The sequence below is a fragment of the Marinobacter sp. L-13 genome (genome assembly GCF_056857715.1).
Genome location: NZ_JBSXNQ010000067.1, coordinates 20149 through 40438 on the forward strand (window position 1 = coordinate 20149; position 20290 = coordinate 40438).

The following is a 20290-nucleotide window of genomic DNA, read 5'->3' on the forward strand; positions in this document are numbered from 1 at the left end:
GATCAAGTGCGCCCCCGGTCACATCAGTTGGCCAGCGCTTTTTCAGCAAACGTGGCGTTTACCTTGGGCGTATCGTCTTCCATCAGGATGCCCGCGTCTTTCAGAAAACGCGTGTAGGTAGTGATGGTATCTGAGCCCGGCACAACGTCCCTGTCGTAAACGGAAATCTTCTCGTTGAGTGAAAAAGCGATGACATCACGAGGAAAGCCTATTTCTTCACTCCACATGCTGATCGCTTTTTCCGGATCCGCCTGGATAAGCTCAATCGCCTTAACCAGCGCAATCATGATGTCCTGAACCAATGGCCCGTTTGCTTCAATAAATTCGGTACGACCATAGAAGCCGTTACCAATGTAGTGTCCGGATTTGAGTGGCAGAATGGCCTCTGCTTTCAGGAGCACCTTTGTGTTACCAGAGGCCAGAGCCTTGGATACGTGCGGGTCCCAGGTGATACCGGCATCCACATCATTCTGGCTGACCAGTTGGGTAACATCAGAGCCTTTGGTTTTGAATAGCTCGATATCCCGGATAATAAGGCCCGCATCAGACAGCGCCTTGACCAGAAGTGGATACTGCTGGGACCCCTTACCCGGATAGGCGATCTTCTTGCCTTTCAGGTCGGCCACTGAAGAAATAGTCGAGTCAGCGGGCACTATAATTGCGGTTTGTTCCAGAATTGTAATCCCCAGCAGCTGCGCCGGCAGTCTGGCTGCAGCGACTATCGCCGGCCCCATGCCTGCGGAAGCAAGATCGAGCGCACCGGCCGCTAGCGCCTGATTTTCCGGAGCGCCATAGGAAAAGCTGTGGAGAACAAAGCTGACGTCGTGCTTTTCCTCAATAGGCTTCAAAAAACCCGCCGCCTTGGCGATATAGATCGGTTGGGTTGCTGGCTGCACCCCTATGTTGACCTGGGTGGTCGCATTAACCAGCACGGGGAATACAAGAGCAACGGCGGTTAATACCCACCGACTTAACAATTTTCGGTTGAAAGGCTTCATATTGGCTCTCCAAAAAATGGGACGTATCGTCTCGTTATTTGATGCATAAAAAGGGCCAGTCTGATGTGTTTATTAAAAAACCTTTCAAAAACAGATTTCTATGCACGCATTGCCTGATTGATTCAACCTGGTGGGAGACACTGGGTTGCACCAGACTCATGCATGCCACTGAAATTGATGCACTGTTTTGGAGTGAGGTCAGATTTTTGGAGGGGAAACTCGTTGGGGGCTGCACATTCCTACTGTCGCAATTTGAATCAAAACCCTTCACATAGTTCGAACAGCTATTACTCGCTGAGACACCAGCTTGATGCAACATCCCTATCAATAAAGAAAACGCAGGGATTTGCGGCAGATGTCCTTTTTCGAAATCTAGGGGATTTTTTGCTCAACTTTTACTCCCGGGTTTTCAAGCGGCTGTCAGCATAAATATCAAAGATCGCGGCGAGGGCCTTCGGATAGCTCAATAAGCGGAAGTCTTGCGAGTAAAAGGCGGCGATTCCTTTCGGCTCAGAGATCGCCTAGAAGAAGGGCACGACGATAAACTCCCTAACAAATAGTTCCAGTTTGTTCAGGGCCTGACGGACTCTCACCAGATACCCTTTTCTCCGCTTTGTTGCAAAAGGCCGCCGCTGAAAAAAAATGGGTTAAATCGAGCAACGAGCTCTTTGAACGACTACCCGGGCTTTCTTCACTAGCCCCTCTCGTCGCGACAAATAGGTTCGCTTTCCAATGAAACGTGCATCTTTACAGATGGCTTACCAATGTTCGCTTTTGTTTAGGTGTCGCATGGAATACGGGACGGTCGCAAAGCGGATATTCGCAGCTCGGGCAGTCTTAGCTTAAAACCATTGTCCAGAATTCTTCCAGAAAAGGGACAAAGTCGACAGGTTAACCCCATAGATATTGACGGCAATTGCAGCCCAGCGACTTCGAGGTGAGGCATACCTCTGAGGGGTTCTCGATACCAAATGCTTCGAGACGCCACCCGTCCCAATCACAATCACAATCACAATCACAATCACGAAAATAACCATCGTTATCTGAAACGGCAGTTGAGAATCCAGAAAGCGCAGAGGAAGGCATACAGCGTAAAGACCCATCATCGCCAGACCGGTGCCGGGGCTGTCGACGTGTAATACCGCCCCGTCTTGCGGTGGTGCCAGACGCTCATCAGATTCATCAGCACGCCCAGCACCACATACGAGACTTGCAGAATAATCAGGGTCATGAGTTAAGCTTTCAGACCAATCGCCTTACTAACCATATGCCGGAATATCCGGTGCTTCAGGTGGGTTCTACAAATACCGCTTGTCATACATCATGTGCACTCCCTTGTTCCCATTGACCACGTGCGTGATCCGCAGATCACCAACCATGCTGCACATCATGTAGGCCTGATCGCGGCCCATGGCAGAGCGGGCGGCAATATGCACTACCATCTCCCGAACAGCACCTGCCGCCGCACCATCAATATCACCGGCCAGACCCATAGCAATCAAATGCGTTTCGGATTCGGCGAAAGGGCGATCGTAAGCCAAATCTTTCCTAACAGTAAGTCGGAAGCGACCAGTCAATGCTGTTTCCAGGGCATCAATGCAAACTTCGCCGTCCCCTTGGCGACCATGTCCATCTCCGGCTGAAAAAAGAGCGCCTTTATTGAAAACGGGGAGATAGAGTGTGGTTCCCGGCTTTAATTCCTTGTTGTCCATATTGCCACCAAACTCCCAGGGTACTGGTGATGAGACTCGCCCCCAAGCCGGCGGTGGCGCCACAGCCATGATCCCAAAAAATGGATCAAGTTCAAACTCGACTCCCCAAGGCGTTATTGCAATATCCCGCTCGCGGTTAATCCGAATGTGTTGGGTCTGATAGTTGGTAAACTCATACGGCAAGATGCCCTTGAGGGGTAAAATCTGACAGAAGCCCCAGTCTTGGCGTGGCTTGGCCTCAAGAATATCGATCTGCAACACATCACCAGGTTCAGCGCCGCGCACGAAAACGGGACCGGTGAGGTGATGAACACCTTCTCCGTGCTCCTTACGCTGAGCCTCAAGAACAGCCTTGTGATCAGGCAATACAAGATTCTCATCTGCCGGCAGATCCCAAGGTTCGCCGGAGAGTGTATCAATTACTACTTCATCGCCTGAGTCGATCTCCAGGACATGGCCACGCTGAGCATCCAAATAGCCCCAAGCCACAGTCTCGGGCGTCGCTTTAAGTTGGTGAACTTTGCTCATACTGCATTCACTCCTCTACATTGAAAAAAGCTTTTTGGCCTCGTCAGCGACAAGGTCTTCGGTTTTCCCCTGACTGACAACGCCGCCCCTAGCCAAAATCAGGTATTGATCACCGACTGATTTAGCGAACTCGAAATACTGTTCAACCAGCAAAATCGACATTGAGCCCTTTAGCTTTAACACAACATCTTCAATAGCCTGAATCACGTTCGGCTGGATACCCTCAGTCGGTTCGTCGAGAATTAATAGCGATGGCCCGCCCATTAATGCTCGGCCGATCGAGAGCTGCTGTTGCTGCCCACCAGATAGGTCGCCGCCCCGCCTGCTGCCCATATCATAGAGCACCGGGAAGAGGTCATGTACGCGTTCGTAAAGAGCCTTATGCTGGCTTCCAGGCAGGTGGTCCGCGCCAATGGCTAGATTCTCGCGTACCGAGAGGTCCGGAAAAATATCACGTCCCTGTGGCACGTACCCCACCCCCCGGCGAACACGTTCGTAGGATGGAACACCCTTCATTTCCTCATCATTGAGACTTATTTTTCCAGAGGTCGCCGACTCAAGGCCCATGATACATTTAAGCAGCGTAGTCTTTCCCGCACCGTTGGTGCCCATCACGGCCAGACAACCACCTGAGACGAGCTCGGCGGACACCTCATGCAGCGTCTGCGCGCTGCCGTAGTGGTGGCAAACGCGGTCAAGCTTAAGATTCATTGGACGCCCCTCTTATCGGCCCAGGTAAACTCGGATTACTTCCGGATCATTTGTTACACGATCCATGCTGCCGGCACAGAGCAATCGACCTTCATGAAGCACCGAAACATGATCGCTTACTCTGCCAACAAACTGCATATCATGCTCAACCAACAAAATGCAGCGCATCGGACTGCGTAGCCGCTCCAAAAGATCGGCCGTCGCATCACGTTCAGCGTCACTCATGCCCGCTACCGGCTCATCTAGCATGAGCAACTTTGGGTCACGCGCCAGCACCATGCCAATCTCAAGCCACTGCTTTTGACCATGTGCCAATGTGCCGGCAAGAACGTCACCCAGATGGTTAAGGCTGATCGTTTTAAGTACTGACTCCACCCGGTCATTCTTTTCTTCAGCCTCTCCAGAGGTTAGCTCACGGATTAATGAGTCTGGGTAGAGCCGCACGCCGAGCGCAACATTCTCTCGAACGGTCAGATGCTCAAAAACACTCGGTCGTTGGAATTTTCGTCCAATACCAGCCTGCGCCCTCTCAGGGAGGGTCATGCGCAAAATATCTTGCTTCCGGTTGAGGAGAACGGTGCCGCTAGTGGGTTTCGTGATACCGGTAATAACGTCCATCAATGTCGTCTTGCCCGCTCCGTTGGGGCCAATCACCCCATAGATCCCACCGTATTCCGCAAGGAATGTAAGATTATCCAGCGCCCGAAAGCCACTGAAATTAACTGTGAGCGCATCTACATAAATAGCAGTTGACTGACTCATACCTTCCCCCGTCTCAGCCGCTGAGGCAGCAGGGCCTTTACGCGATCTAATTGCAGCCCGGGATCCATCAGCCCGTTACGCAACACGACTACGACAAAAAGCACTGAACCGGTAAGAATGAATGGCCACAGTTCCGGCATAAAGCGGGTCAACCAGAATTTGACGATGTTGACCAGTATTGCGCCAATGATCGCTCCATAAAGGTAACCACGACCGCCAATTGCAACCCATACCGCAATTTCGATAGAGAAAATCGGAGAGAGTAGCTCTGGGGACGCGACTTGAATCTGTGGTACATAAAGCATCCCGGCGATAGCCGCCAGCATTGCTGAAAGGCACCAGACACCGGTCTTGACCCAGAGCGTTTCGTAACCCAGTACTTGCAACCTTTCTTCGTCATCACGAATACCAATGAGCAGCTTGCCAAGTGGCCCGGTTGTCAATCGCCTTAGGCCAATCAGTGCGATCATCAGCACTAACGCGGAAACGGTTGCAATCGCCACACGAAATTCGATACTGCCGAGCGACAGACCGAGCAATGTCTGGAAATCAGCGATACCATTGTTTCCTCCAAATCCTGTGTCGTTACGCGACATCACCAACATACTCACGTAAACAAATGCCTGACTAAGGATCGCGAAATAGACTCCAACTACTCGTGATCGAAAGGCGAGAAATCCAATAACAAACGACACCAACGCACTCAAAATCAGAATGGCCAAAAATGCGTAGCCAAAGTACTCAAAACCACTCCAGTAAGCGGGAAACTCCGAAAGCCCCATGTAATCCAAAAAAGTGGGCACGCCAGATTCACCGACGTAACTTAGCTTTATCATGTGCATGCCGATCAGATAACCACCGACCGCAAAGAAAAGCCCATGGCCTAGACTTAGGTAACCCGCATAGCCCCAAACAAGATCATGAGCCATGGCTAACAACGCAAAAGCCATTACCTGGCCAACCAGATTGACCTGAAATCCATCCAGACCCAAAGGCGTGCTCGCAAGAGGCCCAAGCCCAAGAATTGGAAGCCCTAAGGTGACCAAAGCGATAAGCCCTAATACCCCCAAATAACGGCGGTCGACTTTGCTGCCTCCACAAATCCACAGAATGAACTGTCTCATCGTCTAGCGCCTGCCTTTGCGTGGAAATAGCCCATTGGGCTTTTGCTGAATGAAAAGTATGACTGCGAGCAAAACAATAACTTTGGAGGCGACGGCGCCATACTGTGGTTCAATGATAGCGTTGAGTTGTCCGATACCCAGTGCCGCCAACGCTGTACCTAGAACGCTACCTACGCCGCCGACCACGACAACGATAAAGCTATCAATAATAAGCGATGTACCCATCGTCGGATTGACGTTGTAAATCGTCGAAAGTGCCAGTCCCGCTATGCCAGCAAGGCCTGAGCCAAAAGCAAACGCCATTGCATCTGTCCGTCGCGTTGACACGCCGACGCAACCGGCCATTTCTCGATGCTGCGTGGTTGCCCTCATGCGCAGGCCAAAACGCGTTCGGTAAAGAACAAAGAGTGTGCCAATCAAAGTGATACCGGCAAAAAAGATGCTCAGCAGTCGGGACCAGGTCACTGAGAATTCTCCGAAAACAGTAAAGCCTGACTTCAGGTACTCCGGAGTCAGAAAGCTCAGATTCTGTGTGCCAACGGTAACTCGAACAAGGTTGATTAAAAGGAGACTGACCGCCCAGGTTGCCAACAATGTCAGTAGTGGTCGGGTATAAAGATGTCGGACGATACTCCATTCCATGAACGCGCCGACGAGCGCTGGAACCAAAAAGGCAAACGGAATAGCGATAAACAAGTAGAACTCGACCAAATCAGGGGCAACCGCACGCAGCGCCTCCTGGACAAACCAGGTGGCATAAGCACCGAGCATTACGAATTCGGCCTGAGCAAGATTAATGACACCCATGAGGCCGAAGATAATGGCGAGGCCCAGCGCTGCGAGAAATAGAACGCTCCCATAGCTCAGCCCGTGATAAGCTACCGTCATCACTTCGCTCGCTTGAACCCCCCAATTAACCGATGATCGAGCCTTCTCAGCAGCTGCCCTCACCGGCTCATACATGGAGTCCGGTCCTTGAGCAAGAAATTTATCGAGCGTCGCGCGGCTTTTACGAGTGGAATTGTCGGCCAAGGTTTTAATTGCTCTGAGCTGGGCATCAACATCGCCCGATTTAAGCAATGCCGGCACAAGAACATCTTCGAGCGCCGCAGCTACTTGGCTGTTTTGTTCTTTCTGGTAGATACGTTCAATGAGCGCAGGCGGGACCTCGCCAAGCGTTCGAGTTAGTCCCTGCGCAGCGTTTAACCGTTCTTCAGGAGCATCAGCCGCGACTAACTCCACTGCCGAAGCAAACGGTGCAAGAGCCCTGCGAAGTGGAATGTTCAAAAATGGCTTCTTGGCATCAGCCGGTAGTGCCTCGACGCGATCGCCCGTGACAACATCTAAAAACTTATCGCCTTCGGGAATGAAGGCCGTATCCGGCGCGCAGCTTAAATTACCATCCCGATACTGACCAATCAGACTGGCAGCCCAATCTTTGGCTGGCCCGTCCGCTTCCACGACATTTTGCAGCAAAACCTTGAAGGACTCGACCCGGGCATCCCGATCACCGGAGCACCAGACCTTTACCACCTCAGCCCTGTCCCAGGGTTCAACGGCCGTCTGCGCCAATAAGCTTGAAGTTGTTACAATTAATAGCGCTAAAGCACGCCCAACTGCACCAAGCATCTTTAACGATCGGCGATGCATGATCTGCCCTTTATTTGGAACCAAAAAACTTGTCGGAGCCATTTGCCCCGACAAGCACATACACCAAACCGCCTTAGATATAAGGACTGAATGGCACCGGCGTCGTTGTCTCGGGAGACTGCCAGACAATGTCAAAGCCTTGGTTTCGGTTAACAGAACCGATAAAGACGCCACGATGGACGTAGTTATTCTCGGCCGTGAGTTTGATTTCATAGCCTGACGGGCAGTCGAAGCTGGTACCCGGGAAGGCTTTGCGCACCTCAGGTACATCGAAACTACCTGCTTTTTCAGCGGCTTGAGCCCACATGTACATGCTAGTGTATGCAGAAACCATCGGGTCGATGGCTACGTCCGGACGGAATGGAACATTGTTTTCCTGGACGTAATTTGACCATGCATTCAAAAAACGCTGATTGGCTGCACCTGGCGCGTTCTGCAAGTAAGCCCAGCAGTTGAGATGGCCAACAAGCGGATCGGTGTCTAGACCCTCAAGATCAGCCTCTACAACATCCAGCCCCAGCACCGGCACGTCCAGAGCGCTTATGCCTTGGTTGATATACTCCTGGAAGAAGTTTGGAATAGAGTTGCCGACAACGGTAAGCACAACAATCGGCTGCTCACCACTTTCGTCTGCAAAACTCTTTATCTGATTCACAAGACTCTGGAAGTCAGAGTGCCCTACTGGCACATATTCCTCTTGCCAAGCATCTGGCTCAATGCCCCATTTCTGCTGCAAATATCCTTTGATCTGAGCATTGATGGTACGAGGCCAAACATAATCCGAACCAAGCATGAAAAAGCGTCGGGCTCGACCACCATTGTCACCCATCAAGTACTCAAGCGCTGGGAGTACCGAGCTTGCCGGCGGCGAATTCATGTAAACAACGTTCTTCGAGTTCTCCTCTCCTTCAAAATGCAGAGGGTAATAAAGCAGACCGTCGTTCTCTTCAACAACCGGCAAAACGGCTTTGCGCGATGCGCTTGTCCAGCATCCAAACATTGCTGAAACCCGCTCTTCTTCAAGAAGCTGGCGTCCTTGCTGACCGTAGAGCGGCCAGTTCGATGCTGGGTCAGTGGTAACGACCTCGATCTGACGTCCAAGCACCCCGCCTGCGCGGTTTAGCTCCTGTGCAGCCATCTGGACAACGTAATTTAGCCGTCCCTCAATGTTGGCCATCGATCCGGAGGACGAAAATAGACAACCTACTTTTACTTTTTCCTTCGACCAAGCGGGTAAAATAATACCGGGCGCGCTCATCGTGAGCCCCGCCACCCCAACACCTTTTAAAAAGCTTCTTCTACGCATAGCGGTGAGCTCCTCAGCATCACAAGTCGAATGTGTGGCGAATGCTAATTCAAAGAGTGAGCCAACTTGGCAAAATCCCTTTAAATTCAATGCTTATAAGGTCGGAGGTAAGTTATGCTGCTAGTGCATATATGGCGCACTTCACCAATTGTGCCCACATTTAGGGCAGAAAGATTGGGCAGGCTTTAAAGTTGTGCGAATCGATAAGGAACTAAATGGGTGCAGGCGTCAGCTTCTTTAAATGCTGGCAGAGGTCGCAAAGCGAACATTCGGGGTACTTCCACAGCCGTTTTAAAGCCGTCTGTGGAAACACGGTAGAACCCGATGTCAACCGACGGTTCGATCAATTCAGAGTGATGAGCGCGTGAACTGGGTGCTCATCACAGTTGTGCCCTGGCCCACCCCGGTCAACAACAAGAAACTCACCCTCGCACTCCAAGACCGAATGCACGGCGTGCCAAGTGCCTGCACGGTAATTGATACCCTGCCGTCCGTCGGTTACGAAGGCACGAACCGCTTCCGGATCAATGCCGTCGCCCGGCGGTGCCACGACTATCAGGAAACGCTCGCCGTGCATGGGAACGAACGCCTGGCTTCCCAACGGGTGCCGCTCCAGACAGTCAACCTGCAGTGGAACCTGCACCGGCTGGCTCACGAAAATACTGATCATCGGTCGGCCGCCCTCACCCAGTATCTCAACACCAGCCAGATCATGGTGGCGCTGGGTACGGCCACCGTTGATGGGGAAGAAGTTCGTAGCGCTCCGGCTGTCGATCACATCGCCAAAGGGAGCGAAGGCTTCCGGTGTCAAAGGCTGGGCTGTCAGTTTCAGCATGATGGTTTTCCCTTTGCTTTTCAGCGAGCACCGAAGCCATTGAGCTTCATGTGGCGATTCACGTCTTTGTACAGCAGGTATCGGAAACGGCCCGGGCCGCCGGCATAGCAGGCCTGGGGGCAGAACGCCCTGAGCCACATGTAGTCACCGGCTTCCACCTCCACCCAATCCTTGTTTAGCAGGTAGACGGCCTTGCCTTCGAGCACATACAGCCCGTGCTCCATCACATGGGTTTCTGCAAAGGGAATCACGCCCCCTGGCTGGAAGGTCACGATATTCACGTGCATGTCGTGGCGCATATCGCTCTGGTCCACAAAACGCGTGGTGGCCCAGCAGCCGCTGGTGTCCGGCATCTCGATGGGCTCAATGTCGGCTTCATTTGTGACAAACGGCTCCGGATAGTCGACGCCATCCACCGCTTCGTAGGCCTTTCGAATCCAGTGGAACCGAACCGTTGAGCCAGACTCATTGCGCACCGCCCAATCACTGCCCGGCGGAATAAATGCATAGCCACCCGGCGCCATCTTATGCGTTTCCCCTGCTAGGGTCAGCGTCATCTGGCCTTCCACCACAAACAGAATGCCTTCGGCTCCGGGATCAACCTCCGGTCGCTCGCTACCGCCACCCGGAGACACTTCCATGATGTACTGCGAGAAGGTCTCGGCAAATCCGGAGAGCGGGCGGGACAAAACCCACAAACGCGTTTTTTCCCAGAACGGCAGGTAACTGGCGACGATGTCCCGCATCACGCCTTTCGGGATGACGGCATACGCCTCGGTGAACACGGCGCGATCCGTCAGCAGCTGTGTCTGGGGAGGATGGCCGCCGGTCGGTGCGTAGTAGGGAGAGGGATTTTGCCTGTCGATCATAAGAGTGCTCCGGATTCAAAAGGATGGTGCTTTGCCCAGTGCCGGGCAATATCCGCGCGACGTGTCACCCAGACACGGTCGTGGGACTCAATATGGTCGAGAAAACGCTGCAATCCACGGAAGCGGCCCGGCCGGCCGATTAGCCGGCAATGCAGCCCCACCGAAAGCATCTTCGGCGTTTCCTTGCCCTCTTCATAGAGAACGTCAAAAGCATCACGCAGGTACTCGAAGAAGTGATCCCCGGTATTGAAACCCTGCGGTGTTGCGAATCGCATATCGTTGGTGTCGAGGGTGTACGGCACCACCAGATGATTATGGGACTCGCCAGCGGAATCCTGTTGCTGAACCCAGAATGGCAAATCATCACCGTAATAGTCGGAGTCGTACAGGAAACTGCCCTCGTCCATCAGCAGGCGACGAGTGTTCGGACTGTCCCGGCCGGTATACCAGCCCATGGGCGTTTCGCCGTAAAGTTCCTGGAATATCTCGATAGCACGACGCATGTGCTCACGTTCGATGTCCTCCGGAATGTCCTGGTAGTGAATCCAGCGCCAGCCATGACAGGCCACCTCATGACTCAGCTCACGGAAGGCCTGCGCCACCTCCGGATGACGCTGTAACGCCATCGCAACCCCAAACACCGTTAGCGGAAGGTCACGGCGCTCGAACTCTTTCAACAAACGCCAGACCCCAACCCGGGAGCCATATTCATAGATCGACTCCATGCTCATGTGGCGGTCTTCAAACGGCTCAGCGCCCACAATTTCGGACAGAAAACGCTCGGAGTGGCTATCACCATGCAGCACGCAGTTCTCGCCGCCCTCCTCGTAGTTGAGCACGAACTGTACGGCCACCCTCGCCTGGCCCGGCCAGCGAACCTCCGGAAGATCACGGCCATAGCCGATCAGGTCACGGGGGTAATCCGTTGTCATACTCATAACTACGCGTCCTCAACTTAATACAGGAAATCGATTTCGGGGCTATTGACTTTACGTTGACACAAAATTGTATACAAAAAATCTGTTTTTGTGAAAAATTTACGTCACTCAGAGCGATGAATCGCCTTCAAGGCCGGGCTCATGGCCTGCTAAGCGCCCAGCAGAACCTGAGGATTGCAATTTTTCTGCAACAAAAACTTGCACCCTCCGCAGAAGTCGTTCTAGATTGTGTACAATTACTTATTGTTTTGTTCACCAAAAAATCGAACCGGGGAAACCGTGCATATCCGAATCATCAATCCCAACACCACACGCGGCATGACCGAGACCATCGGCAAAGCGGCCGAAAACGTGGCTGCACCGGGCACCAGAATTACCGCAACCCAGCCGGATAGCGGCCCGGTGTCCATCGAAAGCCACTTCGACGAAGCCATCAGCGCCGTCGGTGTTGCCGAGGAGGTCCTGGCCGGCGAACGGGGTGACGACCCTGTTCATGCCTACATCATCGCCTGCTTTGGGGACCCCGGCCTCCTGGCAGCGCGGGAGCTCACCCGAGCACCCGTTGTCGGCATTGCCGAAGCGGCCTTCCACGTCGCCACCATGATCAGCACGCGCTTTTCCGTTGTCACCACTCTGGGACGTACCGGCATTATTGCCGAGCACCTGTTGGAGAACTACGGCTTCAGTCATCACTGCCGTCGGGTTCGGGCCGCAGAAATCCCCGTGCTGGACCTGGAAGACAACGCGGACGCCGCCCTTCAACGCCTGATCGAAGAGTGCCTGCGGGCAAAAGAAGAAGACAACATCGGCGCCATTGTGCTCGGTTGTGGCGGCATGGCCGACCTCACCGATTACATCTCGGAGGCCGTCGGTCTGCCAATTGTCGAAGGCGTCACGGCCGCTGTGAAATTGTCGGAAGCCCTGGTTGGACTGAACCTGGGCACCAGCAAACACGGTGACCTGGCGTTCCCGCGTCCGAAGCCGTTCGTCGGTCGCTTTGAGAGTTTCTCTCACCTGAATAAATAATAAAAAAGACATCACCGCCAAGAGATCTGATGCAGTCCCAACTATAAATCCCCACCAGAACCACACGGGGCACACACATCTACACCGGTAACGGCGTGGACAACGACACTGCATACACAACGAGGAAGACCATGAGCACCCCTCAAACACAGACCCATTTTGATGCTTCCTACCAGGAAGCACCCGGCACCGCCTCCAAGGCACTCGGGGAAGAATCCCTTGCCCCCCAGAAAACCCGCATCATGGGGCGCACTTCTTATCTGCTGGCGTGGTTCGGTGGCTGCGTTTCCATCGGCACCTTTACCATGGGATCCAGCGTGGTTGGCACACTGAACCTGCTGCAGGCCTCGCTGGCCATCGCCATTGGTTGTTTCATTATTGGCGCAGCACTGGCCCTGAATGGCGCAGCCGGCTACAAATACGGCATTCCTTTTATGGTACAGGCCCGCAGCGCCTTCGGTTTCGGCGGTACCCGCCTGCCGGGGCTGGTTCGGGCGGTCCCTGCCATCGTCTGGTACGGCTTCCAAAGCTGGATTGGTGCCGGGGCGCTGAACATGGTCTCTACCACCCTCTTTGGCTTCGATAACCTGGTCTTTTTCTTCATCGCCTTCCAGCTGCTGCAGATCGCCCTCTCCGTCACCGGCTTCCAGGGCATCAAATGGCTGGAGAACGTGGGCAGCGCTTTCATCCTGGCCTCCCTCGTCTACATGTTCTACAGCACCGTCCAGCGCTACGGCGACACCCTCTCGGCGAACCTGCTGACCATGGAAGGCTCCTGGGGCCTGCCATTCTGGGGTGCCACCATGCTGTTCCTTGGCATCTACAGCACCATGATCCTCAATGTGAGTGACTACGCACGGGAGCATGAATACGGCACCGGCCCCGGACTGCTGACCACCATCTACTCCATGTCGATCCTGCCTTGCACCCTGTTCATGGGCCTGATCGGCTACATGGTTTCAGAAGCCACCGGCATTGCCGACCCGATTCAAGTGTTCGCCAACGCTGTAGATAACCAGCCGCTTCTGATGACCACCCTGATGTTCATTGCTTTTGCGCAGGTCACCACCAACGTGCTGAATAATGTGGTACCGCCCACCTATGTTCTGATGGACGTATTCAAGCTGACCTTCCGCAAGGCCACTATCATTGTTGGCCTGCTGGCATTCGCCACCTTCCCCTGGGAACTGGTGAAAGACGGCTCTGCGGCTGGCCTGCAGATCTTTGTACAGACCTACTCCGCGTTCCTCGGACCGATCTTCGCCATCCTGGTGGTGGACTACTACCTGATCCGTGGTCGTACACTGAATCTGGATCACCTCTACAACCCCGATGGCCCCTATAAGGGCGTGAACTATGCGGCTCTGATTGCAACCGTCCTGGGCGTCATCGTTGCCCTGAGTTTCTCGGCCGTGTCCTGGTACGCCAGCCTGATTCCCGCCGGGCTGAGCTATTACCTGCTCATGAAACACTGGCCGGCCTGTCAGCGCTTCCGCGACTGAATACGCCCTCAGACAAAACGGTGACAATCATGAAAGACAGTGAACTGAACATCCGCCAGATCGATCCCACGCTCTATAACGAGGATCTGGCGCCGATCCCACACACCAAGCGAACCTGGGGCTGGTTTGAAATCTTCAACGTGTGGTCCAACGATATCCAAAGCCTGTTTGGCTACACTCTGGCAGCCTCCCTGTTCCTGACCTATGGGCTGAATGGATGGGCCGTTATGGCCGCAATTATCCTCGCCGGCTTTATTGTGATGGTACTGGTCAACCTGTCGGGACGGCCCAGCGTCAAATACGGTATTCCCTTTCCCGTGCTGAGCCGCGCCAGCATGGGGGTTCGGGGTGCCAACTTTCCGGCCATGCTGCGGGGGATCGTTGGCATCTTCTGGTACGGCGTGCAAACCTACTTCGCCTCCACCGCCGTGACATTGCTGATTACGGCCTTCTACGGCCCGGGCGACGGCACCACGTTCCTCGGGCTGTCGGGCGTGGCCTGGCTTTCCTTCGTGATCGTATGGGTTTTTCAGATCGCCATCTTCTGCAGTGGCCTACGGCACATTCAGCGCTTCCTGAACTGCGCCGGCCCTCTAGTTTACCTGGTGATGATTGGCCTGATGATCGTGGTCTGGACTAAGGCGGGCGATCAACTCCTGCCCGCCGTAGGCTCCATCTTCAGCTCCAGTAGTGGGGAATCGGTGAACCCGATTGGTGCCTTCTTTGCAATCGTCGGCACCATGGTGGCCTACTTCGCAGCCGTGGTTATCAACTTCGGCGACTTCACCCGGTTTGTCCGCAGTGAGAAAGAAATGAAACTAGGCAACCTGCTAGGCCTGCCCCTGAACGTGGCGTTCTTTTCATTCATCGCCCTGATCATCACCGCGGGCACCCTCGTGCTGTTTGGCGAGCCGTTGACCAACCCCACTGAAATCGTGGAACGCGTCGATTCCGTGGCTCTGACCATTATCGCGGCGCTGACCTTCTTCGCCGCAACGGTGGGCATCAATTTGGTAGCCAACTTCATTCCGCCAGCTTACGACTTGGCCAACCTGTTCCCCAGTAAAATCAGCTTCCGGATCGGCGGGCTGATTACCGCAACCATTGCGTTCTTTGTTGGAGCACTGTGGGTGTCGGTGATCAGCCAGATCGGGGTACCCGGCTTCGTGAATGCGCTCGGTGCCATACTCGCACCCTTCTACGGCATCCTGGTGGTGGACTACTACCTGATCAAAAAACAGGACCTGAACATGGAGCAGCTGTTCTCCTCCAGCCCCGACGGCGCCTATCACTACGCCAAGGGATGGAACACCCGTGCTATTGCGGCCTTCGCCCTAGCGGCCCTGTTCTCCATCTCGACGGTTCTGGTACCGGCCCTGAGCAGCCTGGGCGGTTACGGATGGTTGATTGGTGCCGCCCTCGGCGGCCTGTTCTACTGGGTGATCATGCCCGGAAAACAGAGCCTGGCGGCGCTTCAGACCCATAGCTGATCCAACAGCCTGCCAAGGCCTTGCCAGAACGCCCCGCCCTCACAAGCGGGGCGTTCTGGTTTGAGCCTCAAGCATCAACCGCAAAGATATCCCACAAGTCCGGGGTTTCCTCGGGCTCTTCAAAAATCGATAACGACGCTTCGATCGACTTCAGGTGTCGTTCCATGAAATCACTGGCCTTCGCCCCATCGCCTGCGGCAAGGAAATCAATCAGGTTATCGTGGTCGTGGGACTCGCAACCCAGATGACCGGCATTGCCATACACGGCCAGGATTAGCGAGGAGCGGGAGGCCAGTTGGCCAACAAATCCGGCCAACGTACGGTTACCGGAAATTTCGGCAAGACGGGCATGGAAGATCGCTGAGAGCTTGATAGCGATTCGCTGTTCACGATTGCGGAGCGCTTCCCGCTCCTGCTTTGCCATCTCCTGCAGCTCCTGAATGTCTTCCTCGGTGATACGCTTTGCCGCTGCATCCATCATAGCGCACTCAACCAAAAGACGGGCCTCAAACACGTCTCTGGCTTCATCGACCGATGGCCTGGTCACACTGGCCCCTCGCCGTGGCGTGAGAGTGACCAATTGTTCAAGGGCAAGACGCTGGAGCACCTTCCGGATGCCGGTACGGCTGACACCGAAAACATCAGCCAACGCGTCCTCGCGCAGACGTGCACCCGGCTTGAGCCGATGCTCAATAATGGCTTCCGATATTGACCGATAGATAGCATCCAGCCCGTTATCTCCGGGCCCGGAGCCTGATACTTGGCCCCTGCCACTTGAGGTCGTTTTGGCTGTTTGCCGACTATCGCTCATTGTACCCTCACATGATTAATGAACCAATCTCGGCCACCATTGTATACGCTCTTTGTGCACACAGACGAATTGATAAGGCCTTTATGGCCTCCCTGTAATGAGCTTTCCCGGCCCGTCCCTCAATCAGGGCATTTGTTGGAGAGATAACGGCTGGCCGACACCTTCAAGCAAAAGCAGTTAAAGAGCTCCTCGTCCCAATGTTCGCTTCTGTTTAGTAGTGCCCTGGATGCGGCTAGATTGCAAAGCGGACATTCTGGTACGACGCCTGGAAAGCCGCTCGCATGCCTGGCGTATCGACAAACCGACCATCAATCTCTTCAACGGTCCGGCCGTGGCAGTCTGGGTAGCATGGCCTCCACGTCAATCGTGTAGGTAGAGAAAAAAGCTTCCGCCGCTTCAATTAAAGCTGTCTCGTTTTCAAGTATCCCAAGATAGACCGGCCACTCGGCGTCTATCAGTTCCGTGCTATAAGGTTCCGGATCTACGTCCCCCAGCTGTGCAAGAAACCGGAACTCCGTTTCGTTCATGACGATGTAATCGCACCGTTTGCGCAAAAACATTTGCAGCATCTGCTGGGCATTGTAGCCGTCATGGCGCACCAGATGGCTCCCGATCCGCCCCTCAAGCCCATCACTGTAGACAAACCATCTGCGAAGACAGATACCTCCCTTGAGGTCATCGAAGGAGTCCGGGCGCCGGCCAGGTTGCGCGAACACGCGGTCACGCCAGGTTAACAACGGCCCTACGGCGTGCATTTGGTCCGGCAAAGGCATCCATAGCGGGTTGGCGAAAACCGCGTTGGCCAGTCCTCGTTCCAGAGCCCAGGCCTGGCGTTTACGCGCCATCGGGACGAAATCGGCTGCGATACCGGTCTGTTTGGTGAATTCATTGATCACCTCGACCAGAATGCCCTCGCTGAGATCATTGCCGTAATAAAACGGGAGAAAGCTCTCGTCCGAACCCATAATCTTGAGCGTTTGGGACGAAACTGGAAGGAACCAGAATGCCATGATGATAAACAGGACTGCTCTCATTCGGTCCTCGTTGGAGTGATCAACCGGGTAAGGCCGTCGCTTGCCCGACTCTGCCTTTCGAGTTACAGACAGTTTGGCTCGAATTCTGGCTACATACCATAAGAAAGTCGATGTCGCTGCAAAGTCAGCTTTACCCACAAAAACTGTGGATAACTTTGTGGGAACAGCTCGGATAGGTGTCTTCAGCCCTGCAATGGCAGGGCCTCAGCCATTGTGGCGTTTTAATGACCGGCCAGCGAATAAACAGCCTTATCAGGCTAGCGAATACCCTTCGACTGCAGCCATTGGCTGATCTGCGCCTGATTCATGGCGCCGCTCTGGCGGGCCACTTCCCGGCCATTCTGGAACAGGATCATGGTAGGGATGCTGCGAATGCCAAACTGGCTGGCCGGGCCTTGGGCCTGTTCCGTATTTAGCTTGGCAAAACGTACCTTGCCCCGCCAGTCTCTCGCGGCCTGTTCGAACTGAGGCGCCATCATTTTGCAGGGGCCACACCAGCTCGCCCAGAAGTCCACCAGCACCGGCAGATCACTGCGCCCGGTATGATTAGCAAAGCTCTGGTCTGTAAGTTCCAGAACCTGATCCGGCCACAACGGCTGTTTGCAGGCGCCGCAATTGCCGCCAGATGACAATTTATCCGCAGGCACGCGATTTACCTTGTGGCAGTGGGGACAGACCAGGTGTCGGATATCAGTCATGATTGATTGCCCTCAGATTGTGTACTGAGATAAATGATCAGGGCAGACCAGACGAAATCAAGCAGCGCTTCATATTACTCGTCTCGCCAAAGCGGCCAGGCGATGAAAACTGTACTAGAAATCAGACATTACGTCCTGAAGATCCTGCTTGAGCTCTGCCGGTTCGGTGATCCATACCGTTTTATCAGGGCCGGGAAATACACCCACATCGAGGCCATCCTTCGTTAAACCGGGGACCCATTTCCGGAAGAAGTCCGGCAGTGAAATACTGCGGGGCGTCAGCTCATCGCCGCCGTTGGCGTACTCGGCGGCAAACGCCGAAGCCGGCCACACGGGCAGGTATTCCACATCGCCATCGTCCGAGGCGATCTTGAGGAATTGGCTCTGGCCGTTAACCAGGATCCAGATTTCCCGTTCCTCGGCCACTTGGCTCAGGAAGTAGTCGTACCGCTCTTCACCATCCATTTCCATTACTTGATTGAGGTCTTCACTGCTCATGTCAGGTACGCCACTCCAGTCGTTTGCTTTTCGGTATTCGGCGGAGCCTAACACGTATTTGGCGGAGACTGGCGGCCGCTTATCCAAAACATTATCAGCAACGCTGCAAGGGCCAGGTTGCCTAAGAGCATAAAGGGATACATTTCCGGGGAGATTCGCAACCATTCACCAGTAAAGTTCATCTTGGCGTGGAAAATCAGCACCGCTAGAACCATGCTGAACCGCAAGACACTATTCACGCGTAAAAGGAGCATCACTGAGGTCAGACCTCGAAACGGCGTCTAATTCAGAATAATCGGAGCATCCGAATGAAAAAGTACCTCGCCCTCCCGATCCTGTGCATCGCGTTGCCTGTATTCGCCCAACCGGCGCCTCCGCAAAAGGGATTCAGTGGTGAAGTCTCGCTAAATGCGGGGATCATCTCTTCAACGTCCAACTTTAACGTCGATGGCAGCGCCAGCACGTTGTTCAATAAAAGCGTTCTGATGATGAGCTCAGCCTGCTTGCAGCTTACGAGTACCCGCAATTCATGGGCTGGAAGGACTGGTCGTTTATTTCTTTTGCCGGCTTTGGCGACACCCAATCCAACCTGACCTTCTACGATGAATCCTCGTACCTGTTTGCGGTGGGGCTAAATTATAAGTTCTGATCTCGCCTGGCCTTCAAGCGCTCAACCAAGGCTCAGTTTTCAACCACTCGGGCTCGAAGCCTGGGTAGCTGAGCCGGGTAGTGTTCCTGAATGAAGGTTACCATGCCCTCCCGGATCGCACATCTGAGGTCCCAGTTCTTGCTGGAATTGGCGGCGCTCATCAAAAAACGCACCTGAATGGCCTGATCACTGGAATCGGTCACCTGCACCGAGGAAGATTCGCCATCCCAGAGCCCCGATTCATTGAGCAAACGAGTGAACTCCTGCCTGAGCGGTTCAACCGGCATGGTGTAGTCCACCCAGATAAAAACTGTTCCCAGCAACTCTGCGGTATTCCTGGACCAGTTCTGGAACGGGTTCTCGATAAACCATTGCAGTGGCACTACAAGGCGACGCAGATCCCAGACCCGCAAAACCACATAGGTGGCTGTCACTTCCTCTACCCAGCACCACTCGCCCTGCACATACAGCACGTCGTCTATACGGAAAGGTTGGGTCAGAGCGATCTGCATACCGGCCAGCAGGTTGCTCAACACAGGACGGGCCGCGAACCCGAGAATAAGGCCGCCGACACCCGCGGAGGCAAGAAGGCTGGCGCCCATGTGCTGAACCGATTCAAAGGTCATCAGGGCAGCGCCCAGGCCGATGATCACGATGAGAATATTAAGTGCGCGGACCAGGAATCGGGTCTGGGTCTCGACCTTGCGCGCCCGCTTCCAATGCCCTTCCAGCACTGGATTGAGCGCGACAATGACCTCGCCAATGGCCGATGTCAGTCGAACGGCCGCCCAGGTGATGGCAAGGATGAGTAGAAGGGTGGTGATTTGCTGAATCGCCGCCATCAACGGGAGATCCGGTGGTGCGGCCGCCAGCGAACCTGCAAGGGTGAGCAGACAGAAAACAACACCGAGCGCCCGGGCAGCCGCATCGAGGAACAGGCGAATGACCGTCCTGGACCCTGAAAAATGCCGAAAGACTGCCAGAGCCAGTCGGTACACGACATAGGTCGCAGCAACTGCGAGAATCGCCGTAAAACCCGGCCACAACCATGCCTTGAAACCGGCTTCAAACGATTCCAGCATCTGCCCTCCCCGAGCTTTCAATCAGAAAAGTGGGCAGGCGAACACATCCCTGTATTCCGCTCAGCCC

At 54.3% G+C, this 20290-nt stretch carries 20 protein-coding genes; 4 read left to right on the top strand and 16 right to left on the bottom strand.

The features are described 5' to 3' along the window. Positions 1-23 precede the first annotated feature (23 nt). The 11 genes from AC13DD_RS19035 to puuE all read right to left on the bottom strand — a co-directional run bounded on the left by AC13DD_RS19035 (position 24) and on the right by puuE (position 11427). Positions 24-998, bottom strand: coding sequence for an ABC transporter substrate-binding protein (locus tag AC13DD_RS19035; protein ID WP_482931588.1), 975 nt, complete (start codon positions 996-998; stop codon positions 24-26). Positions 999-2100: 1102 nt separating this feature from the next. After that, positions 2101-2229 carry a hypothetical protein gene (locus AC13DD_RS19040; protein WP_482931589.1) on the bottom strand — a complete coding sequence of 43 codons (129 nt, stop codon included), beginning with the start codon at positions 2227-2229 and terminating at the stop codon, positions 2101-2103. A gap of 67 nt (positions 2230-2296) precedes the next feature. Then, positions 2297-3238 carry an acetamidase/formamidase family protein gene (locus tag AC13DD_RS19045; protein WP_482931590.1) on the bottom strand — a complete coding sequence of 314 codons (942 nt, stop codon included), beginning with the start codon at positions 3236-3238 and terminating at the stop codon, positions 2297-2299. Positions 3239-3253: 15 nt separating this feature from the next. Further along, complete coding sequence (gene urtE, locus AC13DD_RS19050; RefSeq protein ID WP_482931591.1) at positions 3254-3949, bottom strand: urea ABC transporter ATP-binding subunit UrtE; 696 nt, start codon at positions 3947-3949, stop codon at positions 3254-3256. A gap of 12 nt (positions 3950-3961) precedes the next feature. Next, positions 3962-4711: an ATP-binding cassette domain-containing protein gene (locus AC13DD_RS19055; RefSeq protein WP_482931592.1), complete on the bottom strand. Its 750-nt coding sequence runs from the start codon at positions 4709-4711 to the stop codon at positions 3962-3964. Then, positions 4708-5835 carry an urea ABC transporter permease subunit UrtC gene (gene urtC / locus AC13DD_RS19060; RefSeq protein ID WP_482931593.1) on the bottom strand — a complete coding sequence of 376 codons (1128 nt, stop codon included), beginning with the start codon at positions 5833-5835 and terminating at the stop codon, positions 4708-4710. Before urtC ends, AC13DD_RS19055 begins: the two co-directional genes overlap by 4 nt. Before the next feature lie 3 nt (positions 5836-5838). Beyond that, positions 5839-7527 carry an urea ABC transporter permease subunit UrtB gene (gene urtB, locus AC13DD_RS19065; protein WP_482931594.1) on the bottom strand — a complete coding sequence of 563 codons (1689 nt, stop codon included), beginning with the start codon at positions 7525-7527 and terminating at the stop codon, positions 5839-5841. Positions 7528-7558: 31 nt separating this feature from the next. After that, positions 7559-8791 (bottom strand): urea ABC transporter substrate-binding protein, encoded by a 1233-nt coding sequence (locus tag AC13DD_RS19070; RefSeq protein ID WP_482931595.1) that lies wholly within the window; start codon positions 8789-8791, stop codon positions 7559-7561. Between the two features lie 343 nt (positions 8792-9134). Next, the gene (locus AC13DD_RS19075; RefSeq protein WP_008170033.1) at positions 9135-9626 is read right to left on the bottom strand and encodes an ureidoglycolate lyase; all 492 of its coding nucleotides are present in this window, start codon (positions 9624-9626) and stop codon (positions 9135-9137) included. Between the two features lie 20 nt (positions 9627-9646). Then, on the bottom strand, positions 9647-10495 hold the full coding sequence (locus AC13DD_RS19080; protein ID WP_273045038.1) for a bifunctional allantoicase/(S)-ureidoglycine aminohydrolase: 849 nt from the start codon (positions 10493-10495) through the stop codon (positions 9647-9649). Next, positions 10492-11427 carry an allantoinase PuuE gene (gene puuE, locus AC13DD_RS19085; protein ID WP_008170031.1) on the bottom strand — a complete coding sequence of 312 codons (936 nt, stop codon included), beginning with the start codon at positions 11425-11427 and terminating at the stop codon, positions 10492-10494. Before puuE ends, AC13DD_RS19080 begins: the two co-directional genes overlap by 4 nt. A gap of 285 nt (positions 11428-11712) precedes the next feature. Between puuE and AC13DD_RS19090 the strand changes: the two genes are divergently transcribed. The 3 genes from AC13DD_RS19090 (at position 11713) to AC13DD_RS19100 (ending at position 15451) form a co-directional block, all read left to right on the top strand. Then, positions 11713-12459: an aspartate/glutamate racemase family protein gene (locus AC13DD_RS19090; RefSeq protein ID WP_008170030.1), complete on the top strand. Its 747-nt coding sequence runs from the start codon at positions 11713-11715 to the stop codon at positions 12457-12459. Positions 12460-12590: 131 nt separating this feature from the next. Next, entirely contained in the window at positions 12591-13961 is a 1371-nt protein-coding gene (locus AC13DD_RS19095; protein WP_273045040.1) for an NCS1 family transporter, read from the top strand. A 29-nt stretch (positions 13962-13990) separates the two neighbouring features. Next, positions 13991-15451 (top strand): NCS1 family nucleobase:cation symporter-1, encoded by a 1461-nt coding sequence (locus AC13DD_RS19100; RefSeq protein WP_008172327.1) that lies wholly within the window; start codon positions 13991-13993, stop codon positions 15449-15451. A 67-nt stretch (positions 15452-15518) separates the two neighbouring features. On the opposite strand, the gene AC13DD_RS19105 is transcribed toward AC13DD_RS19100, so the two are convergent. The 4 genes from AC13DD_RS19105 to AC13DD_RS19120 form a co-directional block, all read right to left on the bottom strand. Next, positions 15519-16262, bottom strand: coding sequence for a GntR family transcriptional regulator (locus tag AC13DD_RS19105; protein WP_008172329.1), 744 nt, complete (start codon positions 16260-16262; stop codon positions 15519-15521). A 317-nt stretch (positions 16263-16579) separates the two neighbouring features. Beyond that, entirely contained in the window at positions 16580-17296 is a 717-nt protein-coding gene (locus AC13DD_RS19110) for a substrate-binding periplasmic protein (RefSeq protein WP_092034333.1), read from the bottom strand. Between the two features lie 257 nt (positions 17297-17553). Beyond that, on the bottom strand, positions 17554-17994 hold the full coding sequence (trxC, locus tag AC13DD_RS19115) for a thioredoxin TrxC (RefSeq protein ID WP_008172333.1): 441 nt from the start codon (positions 17992-17994) through the stop codon (positions 17554-17556). 114 nt (positions 17995-18108) lie between these two features. Continuing rightward, positions 18109-18492, bottom strand: coding sequence for a DUF2750 domain-containing protein (locus AC13DD_RS19120; protein WP_008172335.1), 384 nt, complete (start codon positions 18490-18492; stop codon positions 18109-18111). A 529-nt stretch (positions 18493-19021) separates the two neighbouring features. Here AC13DD_RS19120 and AC13DD_RS19125 point away from each other — a divergent pair. Then, positions 19022-19141 carry a DUF2860 family protein gene (locus AC13DD_RS19125; protein ID WP_008172339.1) on the top strand — a complete coding sequence of 40 codons (120 nt, stop codon included), beginning with the start codon at positions 19022-19024 and terminating at the stop codon, positions 19139-19141. A gap of 32 nt (positions 19142-19173) precedes the next feature. On the opposite strand, the gene AC13DD_RS19130 is transcribed toward AC13DD_RS19125, so the two are convergent. After that, a complete protein-coding gene (locus tag AC13DD_RS19130) occupies positions 19174-20223 on the bottom strand; it encodes a mechanosensitive ion channel family protein (RefSeq protein ID WP_482931596.1) in 1050 nt (349 codons plus the stop codon). Positions 20224-20290: the final 67 nt, after the last annotated feature.